Source organism: Dyella nitratireducens (genome assembly GCF_014642835.1).
GTDB lineage: Bacteria > Pseudomonadota > Gammaproteobacteria > Xanthomonadales > Rhodanobacteraceae > Dyella_B > Dyella_B nitratireducens.
In genome coordinates this window covers 92,897-105,684 of the sequence record NZ_BMJA01000001.1, presented here as the reverse complement: position 1 = coordinate 105,684, position 12,788 = coordinate 92,897, and the positions used below count along the sequence as shown (strand labels likewise).

At 56.7% G+C, this 12,788-nt stretch carries 14 protein-coding genes; 3 read left to right on the top strand and 11 right to left on the bottom strand.

Features of this window, described 5'->3' with window-relative positions; all coding sequences use genetic code 11:
* Positions 1-7: 7 nt before the first annotated feature.
* Positions 8-349 (top strand): hypothetical protein, encoded by a 342-nt coding sequence (locus IEX75_RS00510; protein WP_188792324.1) that lies wholly within the window; start codon positions 8-10, stop codon positions 347-349.
* A gap of 162 nt (positions 350-511) precedes the next feature.
* Here IEX75_RS00510 and IEX75_RS00505 read toward each other — a convergent pair whose 3' ends face one another.
* The 10 genes from IEX75_RS00505 to IEX75_RS00455 all read right to left on the bottom strand — a co-directional run bounded on the left by IEX75_RS00505 (position 512) and on the right by IEX75_RS00455 (position 8,103).
* The gene (locus IEX75_RS00505; protein ID WP_188792323.1) at positions 512-2,455 is read right to left on the bottom strand and encodes a helix-hairpin-helix domain-containing protein; all 1,944 of its coding nucleotides are present in this window, start codon (positions 2,453-2,455) and stop codon (positions 512-514) included.
* A gap of 3 nt (positions 2,456-2,458) precedes the next feature.
* Positions 2,459-3,229: a PP2C family serine/threonine-protein phosphatase gene (locus IEX75_RS00500; RefSeq protein WP_229720582.1), complete on the bottom strand. Its 771-nt coding sequence runs from the start codon at positions 3,227-3,229 to the stop codon at positions 2,459-2,461.
* Positions 3,214-3,873 carry a vWA domain-containing protein gene (locus IEX75_RS00495; RefSeq protein WP_188792321.1) on the bottom strand — a complete coding sequence of 220 codons (660 nt, stop codon included), beginning with the start codon at positions 3,871-3,873 and terminating at the stop codon, positions 3,214-3,216. Before IEX75_RS00495 ends, IEX75_RS00500 begins: the two co-directional genes overlap by 16 nt.
* 146 nt (positions 3,874-4,019) lie before the next feature.
* On the bottom strand, positions 4,020-4,310 hold the full coding sequence (locus tag IEX75_RS00490; RefSeq protein ID WP_188792320.1) for a hypothetical protein: 291 nt from the start codon (positions 4,308-4,310) through the stop codon (positions 4,020-4,022).
* A 1-nt stretch (position 4,311) separates the two neighbouring features.
* Positions 4,312-5,247, bottom strand: a complete 936-nt coding sequence (locus tag IEX75_RS00485; RefSeq protein ID WP_188792319.1) for a hypothetical protein — start codon at positions 5,245-5,247, stop codon at positions 4,312-4,314.
* A gap of 326 nt (positions 5,248-5,573) precedes the next feature.
* Positions 5,574-5,735: a hypothetical protein gene (locus tag IEX75_RS00480; RefSeq protein ID WP_188792318.1), complete on the bottom strand. Its 162-nt coding sequence runs from the start codon at positions 5,733-5,735 to the stop codon at positions 5,574-5,576.
* A 36-nt stretch (positions 5,736-5,771) separates the two neighbouring features.
* Positions 5,772-6,071: a helix-turn-helix domain-containing protein gene (locus IEX75_RS00475; RefSeq protein WP_188792317.1), complete on the bottom strand. Its 300-nt coding sequence runs from the start codon at positions 6,069-6,071 to the stop codon at positions 5,772-5,774.
* Positions 6,072-6,712: 641 nt separating this feature from the next.
* A complete protein-coding gene (locus IEX75_RS00465) occupies positions 6,713-7,081 on the bottom strand; it encodes an addiction module antidote protein (protein ID WP_188792315.1) in 369 nt (122 codons plus the stop codon).
* An 86-nt stretch (positions 7,082-7,167) separates the two neighbouring features.
* Positions 7,168-7,455, bottom strand: a complete 288-nt coding sequence (locus IEX75_RS00460; RefSeq protein WP_188792314.1) for a type II toxin-antitoxin system RelE/ParE family toxin — start codon at positions 7,453-7,455, stop codon at positions 7,168-7,170.
* 315 nt (positions 7,456-7,770) lie between these two features.
* Entirely contained in the window at positions 7,771-8,103 is a 333-nt protein-coding gene (locus IEX75_RS00455) for a helix-turn-helix domain-containing protein (RefSeq protein ID WP_188792313.1), read from the bottom strand.
* 204 nt (positions 8,104-8,307) lie between these two features.
* On the opposite strand from IEX75_RS00455, the gene IEX75_RS00450 reads away from it, so the two are divergent.
* Both IEX75_RS00450 and IEX75_RS00445 read left to right on the top strand, forming a co-directional pair.
* Positions 8,308-8,622, top strand: a complete 315-nt coding sequence (locus IEX75_RS00450) for a hypothetical protein (RefSeq protein ID WP_188792312.1) — start codon at positions 8,308-8,310, stop codon at positions 8,620-8,622.
* 460 nt (positions 8,623-9,082) lie between these two features.
* Positions 9,083-11,047: a hypothetical protein gene (locus IEX75_RS00445; RefSeq protein WP_188792311.1), complete on the top strand. Its 1,965-nt coding sequence runs from the start codon at positions 9,083-9,085 to the stop codon at positions 11,045-11,047.
* A 472-nt stretch (positions 11,048-11,519) separates the two neighbouring features.
* Here the strand turns inward: IEX75_RS00445 and IEX75_RS00440 are convergent, their stop codons facing one another.
* Positions 11,520-12,719 (bottom strand): acyltransferase family protein, encoded by a 1,200-nt coding sequence (locus tag IEX75_RS00440; protein WP_188792310.1) that lies wholly within the window; start codon positions 12,717-12,719, stop codon positions 11,520-11,522.
* Positions 12,720-12,788 lie beyond the last annotated feature (69 nt).

Genomic DNA, 12,788 nt, shown 5'->3' with positions numbered 1-12,788 from the left:
CCAGCGCATGATTAAAAGAGAAGTGTTCATGCCAGTCGAGCTAATCCACGAGATAGCCGAAATTGTTCACAAGGAAGGCTACACATCGTTGATGGGGGCATTCCCCGACGAGCATGTTCAGCCTCCTATCTTTCTCAGCGAAGAGGAGGCCAGTGACCTTATCGATCTTGCGGTTATCGAAAAGAAGAAGGCTAGACTAAGATTTCGTCATCATGATGATGAGCATCCGAAATACGACGAGAAGCACGAAGCAGAGTTTTATGATGTGCAAATGGGTATATATGAGAAGACCATTTATTACGTCGAGTCTTCCTTCAAAAAAGGGAGCTTTGACCATTTACTGAAATGACGTTCGTCGTGAGGCAAAAATCGGCCCGATGAGAGGCGGAGGCAGTTAGATGAGACGTACCCCGGTACGAATGGTGCGTTTTTTGACAGGCCGCAATGAGTAATGTCTCACTAAAAATACGGCGAGCCTGAGTCAGGGATGAAGGGTTGACAGGCGCTGCGCTTATAGAACCGACATGTCCGCTTCGGCCTGGGCGACACGCTGCGCAGCCGCTTGGATGGCCTGCGTATGCCGGGCGGCGAGCTGTGTCTGGAACGCTTCAAACTCTTTTAACTGCTGAAGACCCAATTGAAGATGGCGACTGATGTCGTACGCTCGCTGGTTAAGATCCGCGCGGACAGTTGCCCTATCACGATCCGTGACGGCCTTGGCCGGGTCAAACTTGAAGCGGGCCTCATGGTAATTGCGCCAAGTGACTAGCGTGCCCGTGAGTTTGTCGCCAAAGCCCTTAATGCCTCGCACTTTCAACCATTCCACATCGGCTGCCGTTTCGATGCCAAAACTCGAAAGTGACGCCCGCTTGGCTGGGCCAATGCCGGTAAGAGCAGCGGTCTCGATAAAGAATGTCTGCAGATAGGCTTTTAGCTGGCGCTCCTCGGCCGTCTTGCGCAAGTCGTCCAAGGCCTTCCTTTCGGTGGCCGGAAGTCGGTTGAACTCATCTTTGAGGGCGCTAAGCTGTTTGCGCTTGGCCTCAAAGCTTCTCGGTCCGACATTGGCTTCAAAAGCTGCGATGGCATCGGCCTGTTCGTTTTTGGCACGGGTTAGCGCGGCTTTCCGCTCGTTCAAAATCGCAGTGCTCGCTGTCCGGCTACGGCCATACGTCACTCCAAGGGCGACGACGCAAAACAAGAAGATGAGCCCCCCGGATTTTGGCGCAGCGCTAAGCATTATGAAGTAGAACGCAATCACTACGACGGCGGTCACCCAGCGCGACAGGTTGCTCACATAACCTACAGGACGGACGCGTGGCGTCGGCTTTTGTACGACGGGTTTAGGCACGGGCGGAGCCGCAGGCGGACGGACCGCCAAGATGGCATTCCAAATTTCACCAATGCTCACCGGCCCAGCGAAGGCTGTGCCTTTGGGAAACACCGGAGCAAAATACTGCACGCCTTGTCGCTGTAGCGCGCACCACGGGCACTCCGCGAGATGGTTTGAGAAGGTGTGGTTGGTTGAGGCTTGGCACTTTCGCAGGTTGCCGCGCAACCGGTCGAGGGCGTCCATCCACTGTCGTGCTGTCGGGCGCTGTCCTCGCGCACCACTTTCAGTGAAGGCGGCCTCAAACATCTGCGCCATTTCATGGGGGACGACGCCAATCGGAATCGATAGGGGTGGGGGTGCTATCAGGCGCTGAGCTGCAGTGGCCGAATAGGCGAAGCGGAACTGTTTGATGTTGTCTTCGAGTGACTCACCCACGTCATCCCGCTGTGGCATGCCTGCAAAGGGGTGTCGACCGCCAAAGAGCAGGTGGAAAATGAGCAGCGCGAGACCAAAACCATCATGGTTGGTCGTGCGCCGCACGCCTCGGAACGATGAAATGCCCTGGAGTTCGGGTGGGGTAAAGTGGGAGACGCCGACCTCACAGTCATAGGTCGTACCGTTGCCGTCAATCTGGTAGGAGTCGGCGTCGATGAGTACGGCCGCGCTTGTTTTACTGCTGAGGTAGGCGTTGCCCTGGTTGATATCACCCAGGACATGTCTACGCACATGGAGCACGGTGAACGCGGCAGCCACGTTCCGCGCGCAATAGACCAGAAAATCCCAACCCCGCTCGGGGAAGTTCTGCTTTCGGTACGATGGGCCATACATCATGTGTGCTGCAGTCATGTCCGGCAGCTTGCGCATGAGAAAGCCCACTACCGGCCCATTCGCGGAGGCGTGGATGGTTTGCTGGGGCCATGCCGTGTACTTGAGTAGCTGGGCGTCCTGGTTTTGCACCATGTGGCGCAGCTTGGCTTGTTTTTGTGCATCAACCCCACTGTGATAGATCTTTGCCGCAAGTTCGCCCTCACCCTGAACGTCAAACACGGAGCCTTCGCCTCCCCGGCCCAATTCCTTGCCAAGCAAAACCCTCCGCCCAGTGCCGTCAAAGTAAGTCTTTGCCACGGCCTACGTCCTCAGCAGGGCCAGCGCCATTGCTTTGTCGTCGTCGGTGCGGGCGTTGACCTGTTCGCTTCCCAAGAAACGTTCAAGGGCAAGCGTAAGGTCGACTCGGTTCGCGTCATTGACCGTCTCGAGCACGCCAAAGAGAGAGTGAAAAAAAGGTGGGTGAGGGCGCTCGGCAGATAAATCGAGCGCCAAGCGCTGCAAGCCGTCGGAGAACACGGCGGCACGTACGATGGGCGCATCAAACAATCGGGTTTCCATGTGCAGGGTTGCATCGTCGTCCGTGATAAAGCGTGTCACATTTACGTACTCTCCGCCCATAGGCATGATGACAAGCTCTGGGCCATTACCGGTGTCGAGCACAATGCCGCCATCACCAATCTGAAGGACAAACGTGCCGTCCGGCCCGGAAAGGGCGACGAGCAATGTGCACGCAAAATCCCGCAGAGGACGTTCGTCTTCCCCGGCTAGGGCAAGAAGTCGGGCTCGTACGGCGTCAACGAGCCCATCGGCAAGCGAGGGGCCCATCGTCTTGAGGTCGTCTGCGGAGCACTGGAGAACAAAGTCACAAACGGCCTCGACCGCTGTCTGGGCTCCTTTCTCTGCGCAGGCGGCACTTCCAGCGCCGTCGGCCACAGTAAGTACGAGGTGGTTATCGCCGTCCCGTTCAATACTCCCAGCCCATACCCGATCCTGGCAGGGCGTGTTGGTTTCAAGGTGTGCTGTGCCGATAGCGGCCGCGCCTACTGTTTCCCACCTCACACAGACGCCCATCCCGTAGGAGGGGGCAGGGCTAGGGTGGTGCCCGGAGTGGATTGCGAGACGGAGCGCATCGAGGCCGAAAGCCAGCGGAACAGCTCACGGAACTTCAGTCCGTCGAGCTTGATGGGGGTGCGGGTGCTGATTTGCGCGAGAGTTTCCATGTTGGCGTTCTCAACGCCCACCGCAAAAAAAGCAAACTTACCGTCGGCCTCACCAGCCCGCACGGCCGACGCGGCAGTGCTCCACTGGTCCGTAGGCCCACCGTCGGTGATGAGAAAAATCCAGGGCCGGTAATAGGCAATGCCATTGGCCTTGTACTCGGCTTTTCGTCGCTCAACCATCTCCAGAGCGGTGTGGATGGCAGCCCCCATGGGGGTGTCGCCCTGGGCGCGAAGCTGGGGCGGCTGAAAATAGGCGGCTGTGGTGAAATCAACCGGGGTATCGATCGGGCCGAAGGTGACGATGGCTACCTCAACCCGCTTCATGGCAAGTGAGTCGGCAGCCAGCTCGTCTTTGAACTGGACAATGCCGTCGTTGAGAGCAGCAATGGGCCGGCCATTCATTGAGCCGGAAACATCGAGTAGCAAAACGCAAGGGCAACGGGGCTCGGGGTTGTCGGCAAAGCCGTCGGTTGGAAAGTAAATCTGGTCCGTCATGAGAATTCCTTTGATTCCAGGAAAGCGATTGAAAGGACGTTAGGTGTGGGGCAGGCGTGTAGTGTCGCGCAGAAAGGAGACGGAGGTAATTAAAGCTTGTTAACCCAGAAATGTTGACTCCGTCCGACCCATATGAATGAGGCCCCTTAAGGCGTACGCCGATAGGCTGCAACTTTTTGTTGCGCACCACCGACAAGACAGGTCCCCGCGCAGACCAGTGTCATGCCGGATTGCTGCGCTGGGTGATCCGCGTAAAGCCGTAGTGAAATTAGATGCATCGCGTCAGGACTGCTTCCAAACTGGAAAGTCAGCATCGTATTCGCGTCGAGAAAGCTGATTGTTGTTATCGGACCAATATCTTGCTCCTTGTCCTGAACAACCTGCTGTAAGTCGGCAAGACTCAGGGTGCCTGCTGTCGAAAAATTGGCAGTCGCCATATCAATTACTCCCAGCGCAATGGGCGAGCGATTTTATTGTGTCGACTTGGTCAGCTGATTTTGTCGCGGATTCGAGGTAAAGAATCTTTTCTACCGCTGTATACGGCGTGCCGGATGCGTCATTCGATGGGACGGCAAAGTTGAGATCGGCTTCAAGCTTGATGAAGTCCGTGGAATCAACAATTTTGGTCGCGGTCGGCTCGTCAAGCTTTGAGATGCAGTTCTTGATCGAATTCTTTTCGACCTGAACTGACGGATCCTCTGGCGCTACTTGCGGTACTCCATTTAGTTTCGCCAGGTCGATTTGCGCCTGCTTGGCTTGTGCGCCTGAGTTGGCGGAAACAGCCATAAGCGCACCCGGGATTGTTCCCGCGTTGTAGTAAGCATCAATATCCGCCAGTCCTCGCGTAAGCGGATATGAAGAAGCATCCAGCTTCTCGCCGTTTCGAATGATTACCAGGACTGACTGGCGCTGCGCAACCATCTGCCCCATCAAGACGATCAGCGTCTTACTGTAAAGCGCCTCCTTGTCGTAGCTGGAGCGCGCACCTGTCACGCCTGCGGCGGCAGCGGACAATGCGTTTGACACGCCCTTGGTCGCCAAAGCGCCATAACCTGTCAATCCAAGAACCAGCCAATCCGTTCCCACGCCAAATCCAATCCCCTGTTTATACAGGGATTGCTGAAAGTCATCGAAGTGCAGGTTGATGTCTTGAATACGTGCTTCAAGAACTTCATTTCGCCATTGCTCTCGCTCGCCATTGCTGTTCGACGTGGCGTCGTATTTGGCAAGGGCTGCCGAGGACTGGTACTGCTTCAGAGCAGCGAGATCATCATTGGCGGTGAAAGATCTGTCAGGATATCCCTGAATGCCCGCGCATCCGCACAGGCCGACGCATGCGGCGATTACCGCCGCTCTTTCCATTAGCATTGCCATCCCCTTCGTTAGCTACGCCACGAATGGAACAAAGGGTCAGAACTCCTTTGTTCTGTTCCTGTTTTGTCCAAGCCACGAATCAGGGGTAATAACAATCTGCTTCCGGTGAGCCCACCAAAGCATCAGCAAACATCAATAGTATGCCTCTCACGCTCACAGCCCCCTGTTGCGCGTCCGGCCATTACTTGGGCCGGAATCCAAGATCGTTGCCACATGAATGAGGTCTGGGCCGCGATCGCGAAATCTGACGCTCAGGCGCGTGAAGAAAATGTGATGAAGTAAATGCCTCCCGCTCAGAAGGGAGGGGTGGAGGTAATTAACGCTTGTTAGCTCCCGCCGACTCCTTCCTTTGCGGCCTTCAATTTCGATAACGGAGATCGAACGAAGATGAGATCGGTAGCGGCGTCTTCCATGTGTTCGCTTTCTTGTTCTAGGAGTGCCTGCTCGTATTTCCGCAGCGACAGCAGAAGATAGGTCAGCTCCTTCACGGAGAGTTCGACGTCAACTATAAGCTGATCTGTCCCTCAAGTCTTTTTGCCGCGTCGAGCCTTCATCCCTTCGGACCCGCGCCCAAACGCTTTCAGACGCCTTTCCAGCTCGGTTCCAAAGGTACCGAGGTCAGAGTCGCACCCATGCAGCCACGTTCTGAGTTGCAAGGTGTCCAATCTCAAGACTCCCCTTTCTACAGCCGACACATATGGCTGGGATAGCCCCGTTTTTTGGGCCAGCTTGGTTTGGGTGAGATCCGCCTCCTGCCTGATTTCAACCAGTAGCTGCAGGAAAACCGGGTACTCCTTGGAATGGATGGACTTCCCCTTAGGCATGTAACGCGCTCCAGTAATGAAGCTACGCTAAACAACAACATGGATTACTCCATCTTGTTCTATTTCATGTTGTTATATTTTATGTCGATCTGTCAGTCGCGGTGCGTCTATCTTTCTGAAAAGCCCGTATCGGACAGGAGCAGAACATCCACTATTCGGCAAGCAGAAACCCGTGTTTGAACATCGATGGCAACAAGGCTGCCCACCCGGAAAACCCTGCGTATGTCGTCTAAGCAATTCCCCTCGATGGACCCCTCATATTGGAGCACTGATCATGATCCTGACGCCCCACACAACACGCGGACTTCCATCCGAGCCCTTCTGGCTCATCCACGAATCCAAGCTTCCCCTGAGCCCTGAAGACGCGAGCCAGTACACCTCGCTCATGCGCATCGCCGGTACGTCACTGGCCATGGGTGTGATTCGCAACCTCTTGAGATGTAGCGAAGCCTCAAGTCGAACGAAGCAACAGCCGCCTGATCCCGCCCCATGGCCGCTCAGCCCCACGCAAGTGGAAGGCCTGCGCGCTGCGTTGTACTTTCTTCGCCGATATGGCGACGGGCTATTGGAAGCCGAGCGAGGCAGATAGGCGTAAAACCCCCCGGGCGGACCACCCGGGGGCTTTAGTCACCAATAAGGTTTTAACGAGTCGCGGCAGTGGATTTAGTGCGAGTATGGGTCGCCTCCTTGCGTGTGGCTTTTCCTTTTGTTTGTTGTTGACCCTTCTTGACACTGATCTTCAATTCCAAATTAAACGCGTCAAGTACGCGTGTGATTGTGTCAAAACGAGGTGAGGAGTCTGCTTTCAATGCTTTGTATAGTGCTTCACGTGTTAGCCCGCTGGCATTTGCAATTTCCGTCATACCGCGAGCTTTTGCTATGTCACCAAGAGCAGCGGCCAATAGGCCAGCGTCTTTTTCTTCCAGAATGGCTTCTAAGTAACTGGCTATTGTCTTTGGGTTGTCTAAGTACCGAGAGAAATCGAAGGTTGTATATTTGATGTCTGACATTCTGGTCACCAAAGCGTAGTTGTTGCGGTTATACGCTTCGAAGGTAGGAGTGGCGCATGCATTGTGTTGCACGCGCCACTCTCGTGTTAAAGCTCTTTTGCCAACCTGACAGCCTGCGCGATGTCTTTGGTTTGCGTGGCCTTGTCACCTCCGGCGAGAAAGAAAATTACGGCGCCTTCCACTTGTTTGTAGTACATCCGGTAACCGGGCCCAAAGTGCTCACGCATCTCGGAGACCCCGCCTCCTACAGGTTTGCAATCACCGAAGTTCCCGAACGACGCCTTTCTGAGCCGGGACTGGATTCGGCCGCGCGCGACCAAATCAAGTGATTCAAACCAAGAGTTGAACAACGCTGAAGTACGAATTTCCAGCATAGCCTTGCGCTCTTGTTACAGCCGACTCGGTTAAGACAGGGTGTAGAAGGTTGGTGAGCCGGCCTGGTATTTATCGTAATCGAGCGATTACGATTGTGTCAACGGCCGATTACGGAGCGTGGAGCCCTTTATGGGGCTCGATAAGGGGGGGCGGTGTTTCATCGACACTGACGTAGCAGTCATTGCACGTGGCATCGTCTCCATTCCAAATAGCGGCCACAGCCAGCGCACACGACGGTAATCGTGCAGCAACGCGCACTGGCCGATGGTGCCGACGAGGATCAAGACAGGCTCAGCGGCAGCTGTCCCAGCCCCTCACTTCTTGTTTCCGATCGCCCTCGGCGATTTCTTCTTCCGCAGGAGGGTGCTTGCCGGCTTAGTTCCGGCCAGTATCCGCGTCTCCAGCTCCTGGACAAAGGCGAACCAATCCGCTCCAAAAATCCCTACGAGATCCCGAACAACGATCAAATCGAGGCCCCGATCGCCACTCTCGATGTCACTGATTCCGGTCTGCGTGATCCCAAGGGCGGTGGCGGTTTGGGCCTGCGTCATCCCTGCAGCCGTGCGAAGTTCGCGCACCAGTTGGGCCAGCACCAAATGCTCTTGCCGGTGGACAGATGTAGGTTTGCGTGTTTTGGCCTTGGGCATGAGGCGACCCTACTGGCTACCCCTGGATATACCTTGTTCAGTTATAAATCTGAAAAACAGATATATTGACTTAAGCGAAGACTAATCGTGACGGGTGAACGCAGTCTGGTGACCTGTTGCGACAAGGCCACCCACCAGCCAAGCCATGCGCCTGCCGTTCTACACACATTCCCCTCGATAGCCCCTCATATCGGAGCACTAATCATGACCTTGATGCTGCGCGCAGCACGCGTCCGTCCATCCCAACCCTTCTGGCTCATCGACGAATCCAAGCTTCCGTCAGACCCTGAGCACGCCAGGCGCTGCATCTCGCTCATGCACATCGCCGGTACGTCATTGGCGATGGGCGTGATTCGCAACCTCTTGAGATATTGCGAAGCCTCAAGCCGTGCGAAGCATCCGCCAGCTGATTCCAACGCATGGCCGCTAAGCCCCACGCAAGTGGAAGGCCTGCGCGCTGCGCTGTACTTTCTTCGCCGATATGGCGACGGGCTGTTGGAAGCCGAACGAGACAGATAGATCGCTCGTTGTTCCAACACATCGAGTGGCTGCAAGCCGCGGACAACGATGTGAAGCTGCAGGTAGGCGAGCGGGATGACCCGCTGTGCAGCACAGTGACGGGTCGAAGCACGATGGGGTCTGGCGCACTTGCGCCAAGTACATCGCGGCATTCCGTCGCTGGCCGCATACGTTCTTTGACGCGGTCCCGCATGGCGACGAATAATCGTGTTGTCGCCCGCTGGACATCGCCAATATGAAGCATCGCTTCCGGTTTTCCGTCGTGCCCATGCTCATCGCATGCATCTTGCTGCCGCGAATCGGCTTGACCAAGCAATACGATGTCCGAAGTGGGGCGCTCGCCTTTTCGATTGACGATGCAACCGGTGCGTACGCGCTCGATGCCCGTGGGTTTCATTTCGCGGGTCGTTTACCCGGCGGAGCGTCGCACGTCTCAACATCCGCAAAGGGACTTGGCTTTATGTTCGCCGAAGGCATTGAGGCGAGCGTTGCGCCTGCATCAGGCAAAGCTGGCGCCCTGCTGTTTTCGTGGAAGGTGGTGGGCAAAAGAGCGGTCACGCAACTGCCGGCCTTTCCGGATTTCAACACAGTGCCTACCGGGTTGCACTCGCTTTCGCATCGGCAATTGAATTTCGCGCCGCCGGTCTTTGATTCACCGCAAGACGTATCAACACCATGGGTTCTTTTCGACGACAGTGGTCACGCACTCATCATCTCGCCTGCGTCGGATTTCTTCCTTGCAAGCATGCTCGGCGATGCCAAGACGCGTATCGCCGTTGGATTGAATTCAGAAGTAGGGGAGCTGCCGGTTGGCTTCACGGCGACCACGCTTGTGGCCGCGGCGCCGGATATCGCGACGGCCTATGATGTTTGGGGCACTGCGTTACGTGGGCTCTACCATCGCCACCCTGCAGCCCCTGATGCCGATGCCACATTACGCTATATCGGCGAGCTTACGGATAATGCCGGCGGCCACTATTACTACAACTACGAATACGCCCAGGGCTTGAATTATGAAGAGTCGCTGGTGCGCTTCATTCAGCGCAGCCGTGAAGCCGGCATTCCCTTCGGTTACCTGCAGCTCGATAGCTGGTGGTACGCCAAGAGTGCGTGGAATCCGCATCAAAAAGTTGGCCGGATCAAGAATCCGGCATTACCTGATGAAGACTGGAATCGCTACGGCGGTCTTATCGAATGGAAGGCGCAGCCTGGGGTGTTCCCCAAAGGCATGGCTGAATTCCACCAGCGCGTGAATCTGCCATTCCTCGCGCACAACCGTTTCATCGACAAGGACAGTCCCTATCGAAAGCGCTTTGCGATTTCCGGCCTTGCCGCCATCGACCGTGGATACTGGGATGAACTTGCCGATTACGCTGCCAACAACGGCATCGCCATTTATCTTCAGGATTGGCTCGATGCCATTTACAAGTTCTCGCCGGAACTGCAAAGCGTGCCCGGCAAAGGCGAGCTGTTCACGGATGGCATGGCGTCGGCGATGGCGGCACGCGGCATCACCATGCAGTATTGCATGGCCTATCCACTGTTTATGTTGCAGGGGGTGAAATACCCGAACCTGACCACTATTCGTGCCGCTGGCGACGGTTTGACTCGCGATCACTGGACCCAGCTGGCCTTCAACGCGCGACTCATTCACGAGGTGGGTGCATGGCCCGCCACGGATGTGATGCCATCGCACGATACGGCAGCCATGCTCTTCGCTACGCTTTCCGGCGGACCGGTTGGCGTGGGTGATGCATTCGAAGATCTCGATCGCGCCAACATCTTCAAGGTTGTACGCGCCGACGGTGAGATAGTGAAACCAGATGAACCCCTCATGCCGCTTGACGTCAGCTACATGACGCAAGCCAGGCAAACGGGCGCGCCGATCATCGGCGCTACGTTCACCCGTCACGGCAGCCATGCCACGGCTTACGTACTGGCATTCGCTGACGATCCTTCGAAAGGTCCGGAAGATTTTTCCCTGACGCCAGCAACATTGGGTTTCAGCGGAGCCGTGGCGGTGTTCGACCCGATCGCGCAGACGCTCGCCACCCCAAGCAGCACGGATACGATCACCGGAAAACTGGAAGGCGCCGACGCCTTTGCTTATCGCGTTATCGCACCCGTGTCCGCATCGGGCATTGCTGTTTTGGGCGATATGGGCAAATTCGTTTCGATGGGGCGCAAGCGCGTAACGTCGTATGACGAGCTTGCGCAGGGTGTTCAGTTGAAACTCGCGTTCGCGGCCAACGATCCGGCCATCACGGTGGCCGGTTATTCACGGTCCAATGTGGTTCCACATGCCGAAGGCGCAACCATCCTGTCCACCGTGCGCGACTCTCAAACGGGATGGTTCAAGGTGCAGCTGCAAGCGACCACGCATACGGCCAGTGAAGTTACGCTTGTCTTGAATACAAGCAAATGAAGTTGACGCGGTGTCACGATAAGGGGCCGGATGTTGAGGTATCCCCCGGTTTTTGCCGTCATCCCGGCAGGGAAATTCAAGTTCACGATGATACTGTTTCAGGGCGGCTCGTCATTCCGGCGAACGCCGGAATCCAGTTCAAATACGCTGTGCGAAGCACGCAATATAAAAAAATGTCGTGTCCTTCGGACGCTTATTTAGACTGGATTCCGGCGTTCGCCGGAATGACGGCACGCGCTGAATCGGCATCAAGGTAAAACGTCGTTCTTGCTGCAACGTTGGGGCGAAAAACGTGGGGATACTCAGGGCAGGAGGTATTTAAAACTTTTTAACTCCCTCCGATTCTGAGTCATGAGATCAACCCAGAATAGAAGGGTCGAACCACACGTCTTCGTAGCTCTCAGCCACTATGACTAAAGTCCCTAGCTTTGCTGGGGACTCTGCCTGCCTACGATCCCTTATCCGAATGTCATCAAGCGATGTCGTCAGCAATACGTGGCATCACCAGCGCTGACGCCACAGTCGTTGCACGCGATATCACCTCCATCCCAAACACCGGCCGTAACCAGCGCACACGCCGGATCACGTATTCATGTAGCAGCGCGCAGCCGCCGATGGTGCAAGCGATGATCAACACAGGCTCGACCACCGGCCCCAATCCCAACGGCATCAGCTGCCAGGCAAACAGCAACAGCAAGCTCTGATGCAGCACATACCACGGATACACCGCGTCGCGCGCATACGGCAGCCAGCGGAACGGGCGGTTGAGATACGCATGGCCCCAGCCGAGTACGGCGCAGATCGCTGTCCACAAGTAGGCGTAACGCATCGCATGCACGGCCCACCAAACTGCTGTCGGCGCCGAGTCGGGCAACAAACGAATGCCGGCGAGATAAAACCCAAAGCAGACCAGCGCCGACGGCAGAGAGATGCGGCGCAACCGCGCCAGTTCCGACCAGATACCGGCATCGGTGCCGAGCAGATAACCGTACAAGAACATGCTGAAGTAGAGCGCATGCGCATACCAATCGCCCCAGAGCGCGCCGGTGAACGGGTAGCGATGGGCCAGCAGGCGATCCCAGGCGAACAACGGGATGCTCGGCAGAAGCAGCAACGCCGGGCCACGCAGTTGCAACACCGCGGCACGCAGGCGCTGGCCCGCTGACGATTCCAGCAGCGGCAGCAGCGCCATCAGCAGCATCGTATAGACCCACAGGTAAGGCAGGTACCACAGGTGATTCCAGGTCAGGCCGTATTGCCAGCCGGTGAAAGCGCCGGCCGGCCATGGACCGCCGGTCCAGTAGCGCAGCAGAAAGTGGCCGAAGCCGGGTTGCACCAGATGGGTGGACAAGCCCTGTACGTAGGGCTGGATCGGAATCACCACCAGCATGCCGAACACCAGCGGCAGCAGCAGGCGCGCGGTGCGCTTCCAGGCCATCCCCGGCAGGCTGGCGCGGCGGCGCATGAAGTTCACCGCCAGCCCCGAGATCAGGAACAGCAGCTCCATCCGCCAGCGGTTGAGGAACAGCATCGGGTCTTGCAGCCAGGCGGCGGTGTGGCTGCTCTTGAGGTGGAAGTCCCAGTGGGCCACGTACAGCATGGCGGCGTGGTAGAGGATCAACAGGCCGAAGGCGAGAACGCGCAAGGCGTCGATGTCGTAGCGGCGGTTCATGGCATGGGCTCCGTGGCTGGAAAGTGGAGCCAGCTTCGGCACGCCGGCGCGGCGTGTCGTGTCTCAAGT

What these genes read in the sequence shown, in the direction of transcription:
- IEX75_RS00440 (WP_188792310.1), bottom strand. Translation starts at nt 12,719, where the DNA reads ATGAACCGCCGCTACGACATCGACGCCTTGCGCGTTCTCGCCTTCGGC.
- IEX75_RS00450 (WP_188792312.1), top strand. Translation starts at nt 8,308, where the DNA reads ATGACCTTGATGCTGCGCGCAGCACGCGTCCGTCCATCCCAACCCTTC.
- IEX75_RS00465 (WP_188792315.1), bottom strand. Translation starts at nt 7,081, where the DNA reads ATGTCAGACATCAAATATACAACCTTCGATTTCTCTCGGTACTTAGAC.
- IEX75_RS00500 (WP_229720582.1), bottom strand. Translation starts at nt 3,229, where the DNA reads ATGGGCGTCTGTGTGAGGTGGGAAACAGTAGGCGCGGCCGCTATCGGC.
- IEX75_RS00510 (WP_188792324.1), top strand. Translation starts at nt 8, where the DNA reads ATGATTAAAAGAGAAGTGTTCATGCCAGTCGAGCTAATCCACGAGATA.
- IEX75_RS00485 (WP_188792319.1), bottom strand. Translation starts at nt 5,247, where the DNA reads ATGGCAATGCTAATGGAAAGAGCGGCGGTAATCGCCGCATGCGTCGGC.
- IEX75_RS00445 (WP_188792311.1), top strand. Translation starts at nt 9,083, where the DNA reads ATGTTCGCCGAAGGCATTGAGGCGAGCGTTGCGCCTGCATCAGGCAAA.
- IEX75_RS00460 (WP_188792314.1), bottom strand. Translation starts at nt 7,455, where the DNA reads ATGCTGGAAATTCGTACTTCAGCGTTGTTCAACTCTTGGTTTGAATCA.
- IEX75_RS00490 (WP_188792320.1), bottom strand. Translation starts at nt 4,310, where the DNA reads ATGGCGACTGCCAATTTTTCGACAGCAGGCACCCTGAGTCTTGCCGAC.
- IEX75_RS00455 (WP_188792313.1), bottom strand. Translation starts at nt 8,103, where the DNA reads ATGCCCAAGGCCAAAACACGCAAACCTACATCTGTCCACCGGCAAGAG.
- IEX75_RS00475 (WP_188792317.1), bottom strand. Translation starts at nt 6,071, where the DNA reads ATGCCTAAGGGGAAGTCCATCCATTCCAAGGAGTACCCGGTTTTCCTG.
- IEX75_RS00495 (WP_188792321.1), bottom strand. Translation starts at nt 3,873, where the DNA reads ATGACGGACCAGATTTACTTTCCAACCGACGGCTTTGCCGACAACCCC.